Origin of the sequence: Enterobacter cloacae complex sp. SHL009, assembly GCF_049237205.1 — a bacterium.
GTDB lineage: Bacteria > Pseudomonadota > Gammaproteobacteria > Enterobacterales > Enterobacteriaceae > Enterobacter > Enterobacter cloacae_M.
This window is the reverse complement of record NZ_JBMKIW010000001.1, coordinates 525,111-542,940: the sequence shown is the minus strand read 5'-3', so window position 1 is coordinate 542,940 and position 17,830 is coordinate 525,111. Positions and strand designations below refer to the sequence as shown.

18 protein-coding genes are annotated in these 17,830 nt (G+C 58.0%); 7 read left to right on the top strand and 11 right to left on the bottom strand.

All coding sequences use genetic code 11. The annotated features are described in order from the left end of the window. The 4 genes from chbA to osmE form a co-directional block, all read right to left on the bottom strand. Complete coding sequence (chbA, locus tag ACOTZC_RS02685; protein WP_023311284.1) at positions 1–348, bottom strand: PTS N,N'-diacetylchitobiose transporter subunit IIA; 348 nt, start codon at positions 346–348, stop codon at positions 1–3. A gap of 47 nt (positions 349–395) precedes the next feature. After that, positions 396–1,754, bottom strand: a complete 1,359-nt coding sequence (gene chbC / locus ACOTZC_RS02680) for a PTS N,N'-diacetylchitobiose transporter subunit IIC (RefSeq protein WP_023311283.1) — start codon at positions 1,752–1,754, stop codon at positions 396–398. A gap of 79 nt (positions 1,755–1,833) precedes the next feature. Continuing rightward, positions 1,834–2,151 carry a PTS N,N'-diacetylchitobiose transporter subunit IIB gene (gene chbB / locus ACOTZC_RS02675; RefSeq protein ID WP_008500676.1) on the bottom strand — a complete coding sequence of 106 codons (318 nt, stop codon included), beginning with the start codon at positions 2,149–2,151 and terminating at the stop codon, positions 1,834–1,836. 281 nt (positions 2,152–2,432) lie between these two features. Further along, positions 2,433–2,777: an osmotically-inducible lipoprotein OsmE gene (gene osmE / locus ACOTZC_RS02670; RefSeq protein ID WP_010430142.1), complete on the bottom strand. Its 345-nt coding sequence runs from the start codon at positions 2,775–2,777 to the stop codon at positions 2,433–2,435. 232 nt (positions 2,778–3,009) lie between these two features. On the opposite strand from osmE, the gene nadE reads away from it, so the two are divergent. Both nadE and cho read left to right on the top strand, forming a co-directional pair. Further along, positions 3,010–3,837 (top strand): ammonia-dependent NAD(+) synthetase, encoded by an 828-nt coding sequence (nadE, locus tag ACOTZC_RS02665; protein ID WP_023311282.1) that lies wholly within the window; start codon positions 3,010–3,012, stop codon positions 3,835–3,837. Between the two features lie 178 nt (positions 3,838–4,015). Next, on the top strand, positions 4,016–4,894 hold the full coding sequence (gene cho / locus ACOTZC_RS02660) for an excinuclease Cho (protein ID WP_023311281.1): 879 nt from the start codon (positions 4,016–4,018) through the stop codon (positions 4,892–4,894). Here cho and ves read toward each other — a convergent pair. From ves to astC, 7 genes are all read right to left on the bottom strand, one after another. Then, positions 4,872–5,429 carry an environmental stress-induced protein Ves gene (gene ves, locus ACOTZC_RS02655; RefSeq protein ID WP_023311280.1) on the bottom strand — a complete coding sequence of 186 codons (558 nt, stop codon included), beginning with the start codon at positions 5,427–5,429 and terminating at the stop codon, positions 4,872–4,874. The two genes, cho and ves, sit on opposite strands and share 23 nt — an antisense overlap. A 297-nt stretch (positions 5,430–5,726) precedes the next feature. Then, positions 5,727–6,221 (bottom strand): ATP-independent periplasmic protein-refolding chaperone Spy, encoded by a 495-nt coding sequence (gene spy, locus ACOTZC_RS02650; protein ID WP_023311279.1) that lies wholly within the window; start codon positions 6,219–6,221, stop codon positions 5,727–5,729. Positions 6,222–6,558: 337 nt separating this feature from the next. Continuing rightward, positions 6,559–7,524 (bottom strand): succinylglutamate desuccinylase, encoded by a 966-nt coding sequence (gene astE / locus ACOTZC_RS02645; protein ID WP_163353699.1) that lies wholly within the window; start codon positions 7,522–7,524, stop codon positions 6,559–6,561. 10 nt (positions 7,525–7,534) lie between these two features. Further along, positions 7,535–8,860: an N-succinylarginine dihydrolase gene (astB, locus tag ACOTZC_RS02640; RefSeq protein ID WP_045353676.1), complete on the bottom strand. Its 1,326-nt coding sequence runs from the start codon at positions 8,858–8,860 to the stop codon at positions 7,535–7,537. Then, a complete protein-coding gene (gene astD / locus ACOTZC_RS02635) occupies positions 8,847–10,334 on the bottom strand; it encodes a succinylglutamate-semialdehyde dehydrogenase (RefSeq protein ID WP_045401515.1) in 1,488 nt (495 codons plus the stop codon). Before astD ends, astB begins: the two co-directional genes overlap by 14 nt. Continuing rightward, positions 10,331–11,365 carry an arginine N-succinyltransferase gene (astA, locus tag ACOTZC_RS02630; protein ID WP_023311275.1) on the bottom strand — a complete coding sequence of 345 codons (1,035 nt, stop codon included), beginning with the start codon at positions 11,363–11,365 and terminating at the stop codon, positions 10,331–10,333. The genes astD and astA overlap by 4 nt, the downstream gene beginning before the upstream one ends. Beyond that, positions 11,362–12,582 carry a succinylornithine/acetylornithine transaminase gene (gene astC, locus ACOTZC_RS02625; RefSeq protein ID WP_029742016.1) on the bottom strand — a complete coding sequence of 407 codons (1,221 nt, stop codon included), beginning with the start codon at positions 12,580–12,582 and terminating at the stop codon, positions 11,362–11,364. The genes astA and astC overlap by 4 nt, the downstream gene beginning before the upstream one ends. 433 nt (positions 12,583–13,015) lie before the next feature. Between astC and xthA the strand changes: the two genes are divergently transcribed. The 5 genes from xthA to ACOTZC_RS02600 are packed head-to-tail and all read left to right on the top strand — an operon-like array spanning position 13,016 to position 17,810. After that, entirely contained in the window at positions 13,016–13,822 is an 807-nt protein-coding gene (gene xthA, locus ACOTZC_RS02620; RefSeq protein ID WP_045401521.1) for an exodeoxyribonuclease III, read from the top strand. Between the two features lie 6 nt (positions 13,823–13,828). After that, positions 13,829–14,512, top strand: coding sequence for a TVP38/TMEM64 family protein (locus ACOTZC_RS02615; protein ID WP_421635576.1), 684 nt, complete (start codon positions 13,829–13,831; stop codon positions 14,510–14,512). Between the two features lie 15 nt (positions 14,513–14,527). After that, positions 14,528–15,688, top strand: coding sequence for an ABC transporter substrate-binding protein (locus ACOTZC_RS02610; RefSeq protein ID WP_421635674.1), 1,161 nt, complete (start codon positions 14,528–14,530; stop codon positions 15,686–15,688). Beyond that, positions 15,661–17,190 carry a thiamine ABC transporter permease gene (locus tag ACOTZC_RS02605; RefSeq protein ID WP_421635575.1) on the top strand — a complete coding sequence of 510 codons (1,530 nt, stop codon included), beginning with the start codon at positions 15,661–15,663 and terminating at the stop codon, positions 17,188–17,190. Before ACOTZC_RS02610 ends, ACOTZC_RS02605 begins: the two co-directional genes overlap by 28 nt. Beyond that, on the top strand, positions 17,190–17,810 hold the full coding sequence (locus ACOTZC_RS02600) for an ATP-binding cassette domain-containing protein (RefSeq protein WP_421635574.1): 621 nt from the start codon (positions 17,190–17,192) through the stop codon (positions 17,808–17,810). The genes ACOTZC_RS02605 and ACOTZC_RS02600 overlap by 1 nt, the downstream gene beginning before the upstream one ends. Positions 17,811–17,830 lie beyond the last annotated feature (20 nt).

Below are 17,830 nucleotides of genomic sequence, written 5' to 3'. Positions count from 1 at the left end.
TCAGTGCATTTTCTCGTGAAGCTCGATGAGCTCCGCCACCAGCTCACGCGCCAGCATCGAGGTCATCAGGTGATCCTGCGCGTGGACCAGCACCAGGCTGACCTTCATCTTCCCTTCGCCCTGATCGCCTTCAATCAGCTTTGTCTGCACCAGGTGCGCTTCGTTCAGCGCCGTGCGGGACTGGTCCATCATGGTTTTCGCCGCGGCGAAATCCCCCTGCTTGGCCTGCTTCAGTGCGGCATAGGCCAGGCTGCGGGCCTGTCCGGAGTTGATGATAAGCCCCATCACCACTTCTTCGAGATCGTTCTCGACGGCTTCGTCTGCGACAATACTATCCAAATCTAACATGTTTAAGCTCCTTGTGGCTGGCGCGGGCTTCCCCGCGCCGGTCAATCTTAGAATTTCAGTGAGAGGGCAATATCCTCTTCGCTCTCTTCTTCATCAATAATGGTGGCGGCTTTGTTGGCAATCGCCACGAACGGCATGTACAGCAGGGTGGCAATCCCGAGGTTGAATATCGCCAGCAGGAAGGCTGCGACGCTGCCGTTGGTGTTGAAGAAGGCGCCCAGGCCCGCCGGCATGGTCCACGGTGCAATGTTGGTGACCGGTGGAATGATGCCCATGTAATACGCCGTCAGGGTGATCGCGGCCAGCAGCGGCTGAATCAGAATGAACGGAATGAACATTACCGGGTTCATGATGATTGGCAGACCGAACAGAATCGGTTCGTTAATCTGGAAAATGCCTGATGGCAGCGCCAGCTTCGCGACCTGACGGTAGTCAGCACGACGAGAGACAATAAAGACCGCGATGATCAGACCCAAGGTCGCCCCGGTACCGCCCAGGAAGATATAGGAGTCAAGCATCGGCTTCGCCCACACATGGAAGGTTTTACCCGCTGCCAGCGCCGCGTCAACGGAGCCGTACTGCTGGTAAAGCGCAACGTTTTCCAGTGCCCAGGGGGTCATAATCCCGCTGTCCAGCGCGGCCAGTGCCAGTGAACCATGCACGCCAAAGAACCACAGCAGAGAAGTGAAAATCACATACGCCCAACCGACCACGCCACCCATCGACGCCAGCGGCGTAGAGATAGAGTCCATGATGATCTGGTGGAAGTTAGTGCCCCAGTGGGAGAGCGCCCAGGCGATAATCCCCATGATGGAGAGAATAATGAAGCCTGGAATCAACGCGGAAAATGAACGAGAAACGGAAGCCGGTACGCTATCCGGCAGGCGGATAACCCAGTTGCGACGGATAATAAAGGTGAACATTTCTGCCACCACCAGGCCGATAACAATACCTGAGATGATGTTGGCCCCGCCCAGCCAGTTGGCGCCAACGGCATAGGCTTCACCCACGCTGTAAGGCGTTACGGTCATAAAGGCGGCGACGGATAATAACCCGGCAGCCAGCGGATCCACTTTACGCTCTTCTGCCAGTGCCATCCCAATAAAGAAAGGCGCCATCAGCGACATAATCCCTAACGTACCGTTATAGACGTTGCCGCCAATGGCTTTAAAACCATTAAGGGTTTCAATAGTGGATGCGTCTAACCGAATTCCTAATGAATAAAAGAAGGAACCTTCACCAAAGCTCAGAAAAACGTTGTTAATTAAAACGAACATGGCCCCAGCCAGCGTCAACGGCATTAATTTAATAAAGCCGTTTTTGATGGCATTAACGTGAGGCTGCTTTCCTATTTTAACAGCAAAAGGAAGGAGTACCTTTTCAAGTGAAGCGATGACTTTACTCATAGGAAAATACCCTTAAATGCCGTAACGCATGTTACGGCGTATTGTGTGTGAAATAACTCTTTGACGGGAAAAATAAAAATTAATTAGCAGCTTTTTTAATGGCTGCCACAGCAGCTTTAAGAACACCTAAACCATCAATTTTGCCGTAAAGCCCCGAATCGATCACTTCGACCGGTTTATTGGGTAACAGTCGTTGAATTTCGGGCAACATATAGGCAATTTGCGGCCCCAGTAAAACAACATCGGCTGTCTGGCCTTTTTCGCCCGCCAGCGTCTCTGGAAACGCTTCAATCACCACAGGGACTTCATACTTTTCAGCCTGCGCACGCATCTTTGACACCAGAAGCGACGTTGACATGCCCGCTGAGCAGAACAGGTAGATATGTTTCTTTTCCATCGTGATTTCCCTCTTATATAACTACCTGCCATCGCGTTATCACTCGACTCGCTGTCCCGGCAGACAGGTAGCTTGCGTACTGTTGTTTATCGTTGGAGTGAGTATACGCAATGGTACAGACAGGGGATAATTCTGGATAGACTCAAATTGTCTCTCATTGACCTGGCTTGTTGACTCCCTTCACATTTCGGGCAAATAATTCGCGCAAAGAAATAAGATTTTCTGATGCATAAAAAAACCGGCCCATGGGCCGGTTTGTTAACATCCTCAGGCAAGCAGGGTTACTGCGCCTTAGGTGCCTGCGGATCGGTGTCGTATTCAGCACAGGTCTGATAGCCGGAGTTGATCACATGACCGGTATCATCCAGGGCGACGAAGTAGGTTTCTGCCTTACCATCACGTTGACCCAGGATATAGGTCTGGCAGGTCCCTTTCGCATGAATCATGGTCACTTCAGAAGAAGGTTTACCGGCAATCGCAGCTACCTGCGAACGGGTCATGCCTTTTTTAACGTCTTTTACTACGGGCTGCGTAAACTGATCCTTGGTGCGATCGTAAGCCGTACACCCTGCCAGCATAGTCAGTACCGCCGCTGCGCTAAGAATTCCTGCTACGTTCTTGTTCATATTCCGTCCTCTTGTTTATCAGCGTGTTATCTAAGCATGGGATAAAAAGTACTATTGTTCAACTTTGTGGATTACGCCAGACGAATTTCGGAAAATTCTAATAAAACAACGATAACCTGCTAAATCGGCGCAAATTAGCGCACTCGAAACTGTGATCCTTGTCGTTTCTCGCCCAAAGGGTTAGTTTTAACAGCTAACACATTCTGTTTATGTACTGCATATGGAGGGCGTGATGGCTCTGCAACAAGAGATTATTCAGGCACTGGGCGCGAAGCCTACGGTAGATGCACATGAAGAGATCCGCCGCAGCGTGGATTTTTTAAAATCGTACTTAAAAAAGAACGCGTTCCTGAAATCCCTGGTGCTGGGCATCAGCGGCGGCCAGGACTCTACCCTGACCGGTAAACTCTGCCAGATGGCGATTTCAGAGCTTCGCGAAGAGACGGGCGATGAGAAACTGCAGTTTATCGCGGTGCGTCTTCCTTATGGCGTACAGGCGGACGAGCAGGATTGCCAGGATGCCATTGCCTTCATTCAGCCTGACCGCGTGCTGACCGTGAATATTAAGGGCTCGGTGCTGGCAAGCGAGCAGGCGCTTCGCGAAGCGGGCATTGAGCTGAGCGATTTTGTTCGCGGCAACGAGAAAGCCCGCGAGCGCATGAAAGCGCAGTACAGCATCGCCGGGATGACCAAAGGCGTTGTCGTCGGCACCGACCACGCGGCAGAAGCGATCACCGGTTTCTTCACCAAATATGGCGACGGCGGCACCGACATTAACCCTATCTTCCGTCTTAACAAGCGTCAGGGTAAGCAGCTGCTGGCCGCGCTGGGCTGTCCTGAGCATCTGTATAAGAAAGCGCCGACAGCGGACCTTGAAGACGATCGCCCTTCCCTGCCGGATGAAGCGGCCCTTGGCGTCACCTATGACAACATTGATGATTATCTGGAAGGCAAAAAGCTGGATGAAGGTACCGCGAAAATCATCGAAGGCTGGTATCTGAAAACCGAGCACAAGCGCCATACGCCAATTACGGTGTTTGACGACTTCTGGAAAAAATAAAGCAAAGCGGTAACCTGGTTACCGCTTTTAATGTTTGCGCCCTCTCCCGTGGGAGAGGGTTGGGGTGAGGGCATCAGGCCGCACGTCCTGGCCGGGTAAGGCGTAGCCGCCACCCGGCTCTTTTTTAACCACCACACTCCTGCTACACTGTATACCTGAACAGTATATGGAGCAGTATGTGAGCAGGCGTCAATCCGCCCCGCGTCTTGAGTTTGAAGCGGCGGCTATCTACGAATATCCCGAACACCTTCGCCCCTGGCTTGAGGCGCTGCCTAAACAGCCGGGCGTGTACATCTTTCACGGTGAAAGCGACACCCTGCCGCTCTATATCGGCAAGAGCGTTAACATTCGCAGCCGGGTGTTATCCCATCTGCGTACGCCGGACGAGGCCGCCATGCTGCGCCAGTCGCGACGCATTACCTGGTTCCAGACGGCGGGAGAAATGGGCGCGCTGCTGCTGGAGGCGCGGTTGATAAAAGAACAACAGCCGCTGTTCAATAAGCGCCTGCGCCGCAACCGTCAGCTCTGCTCGCTGCAGATAAACGATGGCAAGCCGCAGGTCGTCTACGCGCGCGACGTCGATTTTTCTCATGCCCCGAATCTCTATGGGCTGTTCGCCAATAAACGCGCCGCGCTCCAGGCGCTGCAGACGCTGGCGGACGATTTACAGCTTTGCTACAGCCTTTTAGGCCTGGAGGCAACTACCCGCGGACGCGCCTGTTTTCGATCCGCGCTGAAGCGCTGCGCCGGTGCCTGCTGCGGGAAAGAGAGCGTTGAGGCGCATCACGCCCGGCTTCTCACCGGTCTGGCGGCCATCAGCGTAAACTGCTGGCCCTGGGAAAGCGCCGTTGCGCTAAAAGAAGTGGGCGAGGCCATGACCCAGTATCACATCGTCAATAACTGGCTCTGGCTGGGCGCTGTCGACGACCTCAACGACGCGGCAACCCTGCTGCGCACGCCCGCCGGATTTGACCACGATGGCTACAAAATTCTCTGTAAACCGGTCCTGGCAGGAAAGTTTGAGATCATTGTGCTCAATGACCCGGCAGCCACGTGATTTCGCTGAACAATAAGGTACCCTGAGCCTCCAGCAGACGCAGCGTATGGGTACCCTCCTCCCAGCTGGCACCCTGATCGGCCGTCAGCAATTTATCGCCCAGCTGCCACGCCCCGCTTAGCACGAACACCACGCCCCCGCGTGAGCCAAAGGTGGTAAAGGTTCGGTCAGCAACGCGCACCTTCGCCCGGCAGCAGTCGCGCCGGGTCATGATATTAAAGTCCATCGCCATCCGCCCATCTGAAAGCAGCGCTTTCACCGGCAAATCGCCGGCAAAACTGTAGGGCTGATGATGCTTGAGGGTATGGGAGAACGCCTGACCCGCGTCCAGCGTCACCTCTCCCCCTTCCAGCAAGGTAATCACCCGGTCAACACCGGGAAACGAGGAGAATTCGCCGTTGCTGGCAATCGTCGCGATACTGGCGCGCCAGTGAAAATCGCGCGTTGCGGGAGGGAAGCAGCAAATCTCACGCGTTTCGCCAGCACCATTGCGCCAGAGGCTGACCGGCATCTTACGGATATCAAAGAACTCCATCACCACTCCTGAATGGCACAACCCGTGCCAGGGCAAGGATATCGCTATCGTTGCTGTCTTGTTTGTTATCGTTGGGTATTCACAGAAACAGTATCGGCAGCAGAGCGGGCAGGCCTTAGCGGAACGTTAATAAAAATTCTAACGCTATGACTCTGCAAACATTCTCTGAAGCGACTACAGGAGGATACCGCGCTGGCGGCGGCAGGCAAGAGGGCAGGAAAGAAAAACCGCCGGTCCTGTCCACAGCGGTTGCGCTTTTGTGGACAGGATCCCGGCGGTCTTAAGAGTGTGAACCGATTATTCGGTTGGTGCTGGCATTTTACCTTCCATCGCCGGACGTTCTGTCAGACGCTTCTCAAAATTCGCATTAAATTGTTTTTTCTGTTCCGGGGTCAGAATGTTGTAGATCTTGTTCTGGGTTTCCATGTGAGCCAGCATGCGGGCTTTGTGCTGCTCGGCCATTTTGTCGATCTGCGCTTCGGCTTTCGCCTTATCGAAGCTGTCGCTGGCGATGATGTCATGCATCGCACGGCGCTCTTCAAGCGGAGGACGTTTCATCTGGTCGCGTTCACCTTTTCTGATGTCGCGGATCTGCTGCTTCTGCGCATCCGTCAGGTTGAGATCCTTAAACATCATCATCTCGTTGTGCATACCCGGACCTTTATGATGCATCATCATTTTGCCTTCAGCAGGCGCGGCAGTCGTAGTGGTCGCAGTATCTGCGGCGAACGCCATGCTGGTAGCGCCCAGAGCCAGGGTAGAAGCAACAAACAGTGCAGTAAACTTACGCATAATTTATTTCCTTTCTTTCAGTTATTCTTCGGCGCTATGCCGTGTTGACGAGATTAACTTTACGGGGTTTATCGTCAATTAGTCAGAGCAACGGTAAAACAATGAAAGTGTAAAAAACAAATTTTCGCCAAATGTGGAGGAAATAAGGATAAAGCGTGGAGAGTTGCAACAAAAAATATTCAATTCGATGATTTTAAAGAGATTTAGCAAAAGTATAGCGAAGTGCAGATCAATAATAAAGCAATTCACCAGGAATATTCTGCAAAATAAGCGCAAGCGCTTTAATCGTTAAGAAAAGTTTTTTACCCCCCCTCCCGGATGATGAGAGGGGAGAGGTTCAGGATATTTTTTCCAGCATCAGCCCGGCCCGCAGGCCAAACGCGACGGTGGGGTTAGGGAACAAGACATACTCGGTGGTGTTCTGCACCTCGTAACGTTCCTCGCCATCCTCTGCCAGCAGCGCCCCTTTGCGGAACGGGGTGAAGTTCAGGGTGTGCGCGGCCATGTGGAGCTGGAAAGCATCGCTGTGGCGCGTGATCTGCTGTACGACCCGATACCGCTCAACGGGCTCATGCGCGTGCTCGGGAGCCGTTCCTCCCAGCAGCGCCCGAAGGGCGAGATGCGTAGGCGCAAAGCGGGTCAGATCGTTCTGGCCGAACGGTAGCGCTTTTCCCAGCTCCAGCGTGCAGGCCAGCGCAGCGAAACGTTCACAGGTGAAATGGGTAAAGGTTCCGCCCGGCGACTGATGAAATACCAGCGCCTCCAGCCCGGCGTCACCTAGCCAGCTCAGGAACGCTTCATCCCACGGCTGACTGCGCTGCGGCAGAACGCCGAAGCGTACGTGGTAAGACGCGCGGATTGCCGTGTGCAGATCCAGATGCCAGCGCGCCGGCCCCGCGGCGGCAAAAAACGCGGTCACGACGTTCTCCAGCCACTCTGCCCGCGCCGTTTCATCGCTCTGCGGAAACTGCGACCAGCGGCAGCCGAACATGCGGTTAATGTCGCTCACCAGATACCGTTTGTTTTGCGCCAGCGCAGGGGGATTGCCGAGCACCACCAGCACGCGGCACTTTAGTTCGATCTCATTGCGATACAGCGCACGCAGCAGCAGATCAACAATCTCAACGGGCGCGGTTTCATTCCCGTGGATACCCGTTGAAAGCAGCAGCGAGAGATCGCTTTTTACGGTCGGCGTCAGCTCAAGCACCCCGCGCCCCAGCCACCGCCAGCGAAATGAGGGGCCGTCCCCCTCTTTCTGTTCCGGCGTCTCATCGGCCAGGGTCAGCGCCAGTAAATTTTCCATATCCACTCCTTTAGCGCTGGAACGGGTAAACCGATCCCAGCTGCAGGATTGTCGATAACGCGTCCAGCGCCTCGCGTCCTTCACGCAGAAGCTGCGGGTCAACCAGATCCGCCTGCGTCAGACGATCGCGATAGTAGCGATCGACCCAGTCATTCAGCCGCGTAAAGAGCGTATCGTTCATCATGACCGCGGGGTTCACCGCCTGCATTTCGTCCTGAGTCAAGACCACGCGCAGACGTAAACAGGCTGGCCCGCCGCCGTTGGCCATGCTTTCGCGCAGGTCAAACACGCGCAGTTCGTCAATCGGGTTATCGGCCTTCACCAGCTCCGTCAGGTAGCGCCACACGCCTTTGTGATCCCGTGATTCCTGCGGCAGGACCAGCATCATGCTGCCATCGTCACGGCTCAGCAGCTGGCTGTTGAACAGATAGGTTTCTACCGCGTCCTGCACGCTCACCGCCTCCGTTGGCACCTGGATTGGCGTGAAGCCGCGCACGCGCTCATGCAGCGTGGCGAGCAGCTTCTCCTGATGGGCAAACGCCTGCTCGTGGCAGAACAGCACCTGGCGGTTAGAAACGGCAATCACGTCGTTATGGAACACGCCCTGGTCAATCACATGCGGGTTTTGCTGGGCAAAAACCACCTGGGAAGGATTGACCTGGTTCAGGCGAGCAACCGCCTGGCTGGCCGCCAGCGTCTGACGAGCAGGATAACGGGTTGGCGCGGCGTGGCCCCCCTCTTCTCGCCCGTAGATAAACAGCTGCAGGCCCGGGTCGCCATAGTCGCCTCCCAGGCGGTTATGGTTGGCCGCGCCTTCGTCGCCAAACATCGCCACCTGCGGCAGAGCCTGATGCACCTCAAAATGGGCGTCATGGTTGAAAATGGCGCGCAGCACGCGCTCGGTGGTTTCCGCTTCTGTGGCGCGGTGGAATTTATTGTTCAGGTTCGCCACCGCCAGATGAACTTTGCCATCCAGCGTGTCGGCTGACGGCGCGACGGTCGCGGCGTTTGCCACCCACATAGAGGAGGCGGAGCTTGCCGCGGAGAGCAGGTGCGGCGTCTGCGTACCCGCTTTTTCGACGACCTGCTCATCGGTACCGCTAAAGCCGAGCTGACGAAGGACAGCCACGTTCGGGCGTTCCTGCGGCGGGATCACCGCCTGCGGGAAACCGGCATCCGCCAGCGCCTTCATCTTCAGCAGCCCCTGCTTCGCCGCCAGCTTCGGGTTGGAGACCTGAAAACGGTGCTTCGTCGAGGCTTCATTACCAAAAGAGAGACCGGCATAGTGGTGCGTCAGCCCCACCAGCCCGTCAAAGTTAACCTCACGCGCTTTCATGACGATCCCCTCCGGTAAAATCCAGCCCCGGATTAAGCGTCTCCGGCAGCCTCAGCGCCGGGGTTTCCAGGCTCGCCATCGGCCACGCGCAGTAATCGGCGGCATACCACGCGCTGGCGCGATGGTTGCCCGACGCGCCTACACCACCGAACGGCGCGGTGCTCGCGGCCCCGGTAAGCGGTTTATTCCAGTTCACAATCCCGGCGCGCGCTTCCAGCAGCAGTTGTTCAAACTTCTCCCGATGCGGCGAAATCAGCCCGCTCGACAGGCCGTAGCGGGTGTTGTTCGCCATCGCAATGGCCGCATCGAAATCGTCGTAACGCCAGACGCACAGCAGCGGGCCAAAGACCTCTTCATCCGGCACGTTGCTTGCGCCGCTCATCTCTACAATGCCCGGCGTCAGCAGCGAGCTACCCGGCTGAACCTGCTTCGGCTCCAGCAGGGTTTTCGCGCCGCGCGCGACGTGGTCGTGCCAGGCCTTAAGCACGTTCAGCGCGGCCTGTTCGGAAATCAGCCCGCCGATAAACGGCTGCGGGTCGGCATCCCACGCGGCAGGCACCAGACGCGCGCTCACTTCAACCAGACGCTTCAGGAAGGCATCCCCCTGTGCGCCCCGCTTAACCAGCAGGCGGCGGGAGCAGGTACAGCGCTGTCCGGCGGTAATAAAGGCAGACTGAATCGTCAGGTGCACCGCAGCGTCGATATCATCAGGATCTTCCACAATCAGCGGGTTGTTGCCGCCCATCTCCAGCGCCAGGATTTTCTCCGGCTGCCCTGCCAGCTGGCGGTGCAGCTGATAGCCCGTACCGGCGCTGCCGGTAAACAGCAGACCGTCGATATCGCTCAGCGCGCTCAGCGCCTGACCGGTTTCCCGCCCGCCCTGAACCAGGTTCAGCACGCCCGGCGGCAGGCCGGCCTGTTCCCAGAGTTTGACCACCGCCTCGCCGGTGAATGGCGTGAGCTCGCTCGGTTTGAAGATAACGGTATTGCCCGCCAGCAGTGCAGGCACAATATGGCCATTCGGCAGGTGTCCCGGGAAGTTATACGGGCCAAACACTGCCAGCACGCCGTGCGGACGGTGACGCAGCGTGGCCGCGCCATCCGGCATGTCGGTGTGCTGTTCGCCGGTGCGGGTGTGGTACGCCTTCACCGAAATGGCGATTTTGTTGATCATCGCCGTCACTTCGGTTGTCGCTTCCCAGCGAGGTTTACTGGTTTCAGACGCGATGATGCGCGTCAGTTCGGCCTTGTTTGCCTCCAGCAGCCCGGCAAACTTTTCAACAATTTCCTGGCGCACGGCGAAAGGCTGTTTTGCCCACGCCGGAAAGGCGCGGCGCGCGGCCTGGCAGGCTTGTTCTACCTGCGCGGCGCTGGCGTCATGCCCCTTCCAGAGCACCTCTTTTCCAACCGGATTGGTCTTTACGCGCTCTTCGCCTTCGCCCGTGACCCAGTCACCGTTAATCCATAATGTCATGCTGTTTTCTCCTCAGGGCAGAGACGCACCAGGCGAACCGTATCGCCGGCGTTACATTTCAGGGCATCCAGTTCTGCAGCCGTCAGCACCAGACGTTCACATTTCGGGTTGGTACGCACCAGCATGGCGCGGAAGTTGGCGTAATTTTCATTCGACACCAGACAGGCGGGCCAGTCACCCGGCGCGGGCTGACCTTCAGAGACCTCAACCAGACGGCTCTTGCGGATCGCGCGCACGCGGTCGATATCGCACTCAAGCGTTGGGCCGCCGTCAAAGATGTCGACATAGTTCCGGTAGCGGAACCCCTCTTTCTCCAGCACCGCGCGGGCAGGCGCGGTCTGCGGATGGACTTCGCCAATCACCGCCTGCGCTTCCGGGCTGAGGAAATGGGTATAGATAGGATGCTTCGGCATCAGTTCGGCGATAAAGGCTTTCTGGCCGGTGCCGCAGAGATAGTCCGCCCGGCTGAACTCCATCGAGAAGAAGCGCTCGCCCAGGCTCTCCCAGAACGGCGAGTAGCCGGTGTCGTCGATCACGCCGCGCATCTCCGCGACCACTTTTTCGTTAAAGCGATCGCGGAAGGCGGCCATAAACATAAAGCGCGATTTGGAGAGCAGATAGCCGTTGCCCTCTTTGCGCCACGCCGGGTCGAGGAACAGCGTGCATAGCTCGCTGGCGCCCGTGTGGTCATTGCAGAGAAACAGCGTGGGCAGCGCGTTATAAACGTTCAGCTCTTTCGAGGCGTGAACCATGGTGCCGACGCGATAGTTGTACCACGGGTCGTTAAGCCCGACGGCCACTTCAATGGCGCAGATCCCGGCCACGGTCCCCGTGTCGGTGTCTTCCAGCACGAACACATACCCCTGTTCGCTTTTTGGCAACGTCCCCTGCCAGGTTTGCAGGGCGCGCTCAATGCGCGCCGACAGCGTTTTTTCATCGGCAGGAAGCGAGGTCAGCCCGCCTCCCGTCTTACCGGCAAGCTGCATGAGCCCGGCGAGATCGCCTCGCTCAACGGGACGGATGACCATCATGATGACACCCCGGATTTCACTTTTTCACACGCCAGCGCAAAACGGTCCAGACCGGTTTGCACCTCTTCCTCGCTGACGATCAGCGCGGGCGCAAAACGCACCACGTTGGCACCGGCAATCAGCACCATCACGCCCACTTTTGCCGCTTCCTGTGAAATAAGTTTAGCTTTTCCGGCAAACTCGGCGGTGAGCTCGCAGCCGATTAACAGCCCCAGACCGCGAATTTCTTTAAACAGCCCCGTTTTGCCGTTGATGGCATTCAGGCGCTCGACAAACCAGTCGTGACGCTGCTTAACGCCTTTCAGCACCTCAGGCGTGTTAATGATGTCGAGAACCTGCCCGGCAACGGCGGTGGCCAGCGGGTTGCCGCCGTAGGTGGTGCCGTGGGTGCCGACGGTCATTACGCTGGCGAATTTATCGGTGGTCAGCGTCGCGCCAATCGGGAAGCCGCCGCCCAGCGCTTTGGCGGTCGAAAGCACGTCCGGCGTCACGCCGTAGTGCATATAGGCATACAGCTCGCCGGTGCGGCCCACGCCGGTCTGCACTTCGTCGAAAATCAGGACCGCGTTGTGGCGATCGCACAGCTCGCGCAGCCCCTGCAGGAAGGCTTTTTGCGCCGGAAGCACGCCGCCCTCGCCCTGCATCGGCTCGACGATCACCGCGCAGGTGGTGTCGTTAATCAGCTCGCTGGCGGACTGCAGATCGTTATAGATACCGTGGCGAATATCCGGCGGCAGCGGGGCAAAATCCTGCGAGTAGGAAGGCTGGCCGCCCGCGCTGACGGTAAAGAGCGTGCGCCCGTGGAAGGCGTTTTTAAACGCCACGATGCCGCTCTTGTGGGTACCAAATTTATCGTGCGCATATTTGCGCGCCAGCTTCAGCGCCGCTTCGTTGGCTTCCGCCCCCGAGTTACAGAAAAAGACCTTTTCGGCAAACGTCGCGTCGATCAGTTTTTTGGCCAGGCGCAGCGCGGGCTCGTTGGTAAAGCCGTTGCCGGTATGCCAGAACTTCGCCGCCTGGTCATTCAGCGCCTGACGCAGCGCAGGGTGCGCATGCCCCAGCGCGTTGACCGCAATCCCACCTGCAAAGTCGATATACTCTTTACCCTGCTGATCCCACAGGCGCGAGCCTTCCCCACGAACCGGAATAAAAGCCGCCGGAGCGTAAACCGGCATCATCCATTCATCGAAATTTTCACGCGTAATTGACAGAGACATAGCGACCTCATCCGGTAAATAAAAAGTTATTTGAATGTTAAATAATTGAGTGTTTGCACTGTGAATGTAGATTGCAGCCTTCGTGCCAGCCAGCGATAAAATTGCATAAACGGGTTGAGGTAACACAATATCAATAAGTTACAATATGGAGTTATTCACTTTTAGTGCATAAAAAGTGAATATTTTTACGACAAGCGGCGCTTTGCCGCATGAAAATCAGAAAGAGTATGCACAGGCCAAATATAATTCTGGAATTGTGATCGCTCGCGAAATTTATCGGTCATTTACGCCCTGTTTGAGGGCGATGCGCGTCAGAATGGTGCAAATATTGCACCACCGGCATTATCTGTCGCAGTTATTGGCCGAACCCGGTAACAGTTGACGCAAATTCTGCTACCATCCATGCACTATTCACCTTGCACTGGCAGCGACTATGAAATTTGTCTCTTTTAATATCAACGGCCTGCGCGCCCGCCCTCATCAGCTTGAAGCTATCGTTGAACAACATCAGCCAGATGTGATCGGTCTGCAGGAGACCAAGGTTCACGACGACATGTTCCCCCTCGAAGAGGTGGCTAAGCTCGGCTACAACGTCTTCTATCATGGGCAGAAAGGCCATTACGGCGTTGCGCTGTTGACCAAAGAGACGCCAGTTTCAGTCCGCCGCGGGTTTCCCGGCGATGACGAAGAAGCACAGCGCCGCATCATCATGGCGGAACTGCCTTCCCCGCTGGGGAACATCACCGTGATTAATGGTTACTTTCCCCAGGGCGAGAGCCGCGACCATCCGACCAAATTCCCGGCTAAAGCCAAGTTTTATCAGGATCTGCAGGACTATCTGACCACCGAACTGAACAAAGACAATCCGGTGCTGATCATGGGTGATGTGAATATCAGCCCGACCGATCTGGATATTGGCATCGGTGAAGACAGCCGCAAACGCTGGCTGCGTACCGGCAAATGCTCCTTCCTGCCGGAAGAGCGCGAGTGGATGCAGCGCCTGCTGGACTGGGGGCTGGTGGATACCTTCCGTACCGCCAACCCGGACACGCAGGATCGCTTCTCGTGGTTTGACTACCGCTCAAAAGGCTTTGACGACAACCGCGGCCTGCGTATCGACCTGCTGCTCGCCAGTTCGCCGCTGGCAGAGCGCTGCATCGAAACCGGGATCGACTACGAGATCCGCAGCATGGAAAAACCCTCTGACCACGCGCCGGTGTGGGCTAAATTCAAGCTGTAATGACGCGTGAACATTCGAAAAATACTTTTCCTTTGCGCCCTTCTGGGCGCATTTATTCTGACGTTTGTCATACTTCCCCCAGGCACACTCTCCCTGGACGGGATTAAAACCCACCAGCAGGCACTCATCTCCCATGTTGACCACGCGCCGCTGCGAAGCGCGCTGATCTTTTTTGCCCTCTACGTGGCGGTCTCCGCCCTGTCGATCCCCGGTGCGGCTATCCTCACCCTGCTGCGCGGAGCGTTATTTCCCCTGTGGGAAGGCACCCTTCTGGTCTCGTTTGCCTCCACGCTCGGGGCGACGCTTGCGATGATCGCCAGCCGTTATCTGCTGCGCGAATGGGTCCAGCGGCGGTTTGCTCAGCAGATGAAAACGGTGAACGCCGGTATGGCGCATGACGGCGCGGGCTATCTTTTTGCCCTGCGCCTGATGCCGCTGTTCCCGTTTTTCCTGGTGAATTTGCTGATGGGGCTGACCCGCATTGGCGTATATCGCTACTGGTGGGTCAGCCAGGTCGCCATGCTGCCCGCGACGGTGGTCTTTCTGAACGCCGGACGCGAGCTGGGGAAAGTGGCGTCGCTGCGCGATATTTTGTCGCCGGGCATGCTAATCGCCTTTACACTACTGGGGTTATTGCCGCTGGCGACACGCCGGCTGTTTTCCCGTTATCTCCCGTCTGTTAAAAAGTGAGGCATTATGCGCCGTGTGCGTTTTTGCGCGTTCCTGACCGGTCTGCTGCTGGCAGCCCCCCTCTGTGCCGCCGAAAGCTGGCACGCTATCCAACAGCAGGCCAAAGGCCAGACCGTCTGGTTTAACGCCTGGGGCGGCGATCCGGCGGTCAACCGCTACCTTGAGTGGGTCAGCGGTGAGATGCAAACGCACTACGCCATTACCCTAAAAATTGTCCCGCTGGAGGACGCCGCCGATGCGGTAAAACGGATCCAGACGGAAGCCGCCGCGGGGCGTAAGGCCAACGGCTCGGTTGACCTGCTGTGGGTCAACGGCGAAAATTTCCGCACGTTAAAAGAGGCGAACCTGCTGCAAACCGGATGGGCGCAGACGTTGCCAAACTGGCGCTATGTCGATACCCGTAAACCCGTCATGGAAGATTTTGCGATTCCAACCGACGGGGCGGAATCCCCGTGGGGCGGCGCGCAGCTAACCTTTATCGCCCGCAAAGCCAGCATGCCGACGCCGCAGGTGGATCCGCAGGCGCTGCAGGCCTACGCGCAGCAGCACCCGGGTAAGATCAGCTATCCCCGCCCACCCGATTTTACCGGCACGGCATTTCTTGAGCAGCTGCTGCTGACGCTCACCGATCGCCCTGAGGCTTTACAAAAAGCGCCCGATGCAACGTTTGCTGAGGTTACGGCGCCGCTCTGGGCTTACCTCGATAAGCTGCACCCGCTGCTGTGGCGCGAAGGAAAAGATTTCCCTCCCTCGCCAGCCCGAATGGATGCCCTGCTTGCCAGCGGCAGTCTGAACCTGTCGCTGACCTTTAACCCGGCGCATGCGCAGCAGAAAGTGGCGAGCGGCGAACTGCCCGCCGACAGCTACAGCTTTGGTTTCCAGAGCGGGATGCTCGGCAACATCCATTTTGCGGCTATCCCGGCCAATGCCGGCGCGAGCGCGGGCGCAAAGGTGGTCGCTAATTTCCTGCTGTCACCGCAGGCACAAATCCGCAAGGCCGACCCTGCCATCTGGGGAGACCCGAGCGTCCTGGATGCGAAAACGCTGCCCGAAGAGGAAGCGAAACAGCTGCTGGCCCATACGCCTCAGGGGCTGCCGCAGGTGCTTGCAGAGCCGCAGTCCGCCTGGGTGAACGCGCTGGAGCAGGAATGGCTGCGTCGTTACGGCACCCGCTGAGCGGGCTTGTCTGGCTGGCGATGGCGGTGATTTATCTGCCGATCCTGCCCGCCGGCGTGATGCTGTTCGCACCGGCGCTTTCTGCGACAAACTGGCAGCGGCTGCTGAACGATCCGCAGCTACCGCAGGCGACCGTCGCCACGCTGGTCTCAACGCTCATCGCCACGCTGGGGGCGTTGCTGATTGCCCTTTTCTTCGTCTGCCTTTTGTGGCCAGGTCAACGCTGGCGGCGCCTCACGACCCGGCTGCCCTGGCTGCTGGCGATCCCCCATGTGGCGTTCGCCACCAGCGCGTTACTGCTGTTTGCCGAGGGCGGTCTGTTTTATCAGCTCTGTACCGTCTGTACGGCTCCGTTTGACCGCTACGGCGTCGGGCTGGGCCTGACGCTCGCGGTCAAAGAGAGCGCGTTCGTGCTGTGGGCCATTTACGCCGTACTGCCGGAACAACGGCTCGCGCAGCAGAAGATCGTCCTGCAGACCTTTGGCTACGGGCGTTATCAGACGCTCAGCTGGCTGATCCTCCCGGCGATCGCGCCTGTCCTCGGCGCGGTGATGCTGGCGGTGCTGGCATGGTCGCTCTCGGTCGTGGACGTGGCGATCGTTCTCGGGCCCGGCAACCCGCCCACCCTGGCCGTGCTGGCCTGGCAGTGGCTAAGCCAGGGCGACGCGCAGCAGCAGGCAAAAGGAATGCTGCTGTGCCTGTTTCTTCTTATGCTGCTGGCCGCGCTTGCCGCCCTCGGATACGGCCTCTGGAGGGTATGGCGTCGCACAATTCCGGACCTCGCGGGAACGCGCCGAAGGTCTCAGCGCGCCCTGCCTGAGCGGGCATTCAGCGGGTTACTGCCCGCGTGCGGCATCCTGTGCGCTGCGGTACTGCTGATGCTGGCGCAAGGGGGCGACGTGGGTTCCGTGGGGACCAGCCTCTCCTTCGGCCTGCTGTCGAGCCTGATCGCCCTCATCGTCATTTTTCTCTGGCTGGAATGGGGACCGCAGCGCGGCGCAGCGTGGGTGTGGTCACCGCTCGCCCTGCCGGCGCTGCCGCTCGTCACCGGGCAATACTTTATTGCATTGCGTCTGGGGCTCGACGGGCGCTATGCCGCCGTGCTCTGGAGCCATCTGCTGTGGGTGTTGCCGTGGATGCTGCTGGTTCTGCAGCCCGCCTGGCGGCGGATCGACCCCCGGCTTATCCTTACCGCCAGAACGCTCGGCTGGCGACGGGCAAAAATATTCTTACTGCTGAAATGCATCCTGCTGGTGCGCCCGGCGCTGCTGGCCTTTGCTATTGGTTTTTCCGTCAGCATGGCGCAATACATGCCGACGCTCTGGCTGGGCGCGGGGCGCTTCGCCACGCTGACCACCGAAACCGTCGCGCTCAGCAGCGGGGGCAGCATCCCTGTTCTCGCCAGCAGGGCGCTGGGATTACTGCTGGTCACGGGCACGGTGTTCGGTCTTGCCGCCCTGATATCCCGGCTCGCGGGCCGCTACCGTCAAGGATTACGTTAATGCTGAAGGTTAAAGGTCTCACCATCGAACCGCTTTTCCGCGAGGTCAATTTTTGCGTTCCTCGCGGGGAGATCGTTACCCTGATGGGGCCGTCCGGCAGCGGCAAATCGACCCTTTTTGCGTGGATGGTCGGCGCGCTGTCAGACGATTTCCAGGCGCGGGGCGAACTGTGGCTCGACGCGCGTCGCTGCGATAGCCTCCCTGTTGAAGCCCGCGGGCTGGGCATTCTCTTTCAGGATGCGCTGCTGTTTGAACAGTTCAGCGTCGGGCAAAATTTGCTGCTGGCCTTGCCTGAGCGGATCGTCGGGAGAGCGCGTCGGGAAGCGGTCGAGCAGGCGCTGGATTCCGCCGGGCTGTGCGGTCATTACGCCAGCGATCCGGCCACCCTCTCCGGCGGGGAGCGTGCCCGGGTCAGCCTGCTGCGGGCCCTGCTCGCAGAGCCGCAGGCGCTGCTGCTGGACGAACCGTTCAGCCGCCTCGATAAAACGCTGCGCACGACGTTTCGGACATGGGTTTTTGACGCCGTCCGCGCGCGCAATATCCCGGTGGTGCTGGTCACGCACGATGAGGACGATATTCCGCCCGGCGGCGAGCTGATTGAGATTTCTCGCTGGCAATAATGTGCTAACGCAATGTTTTC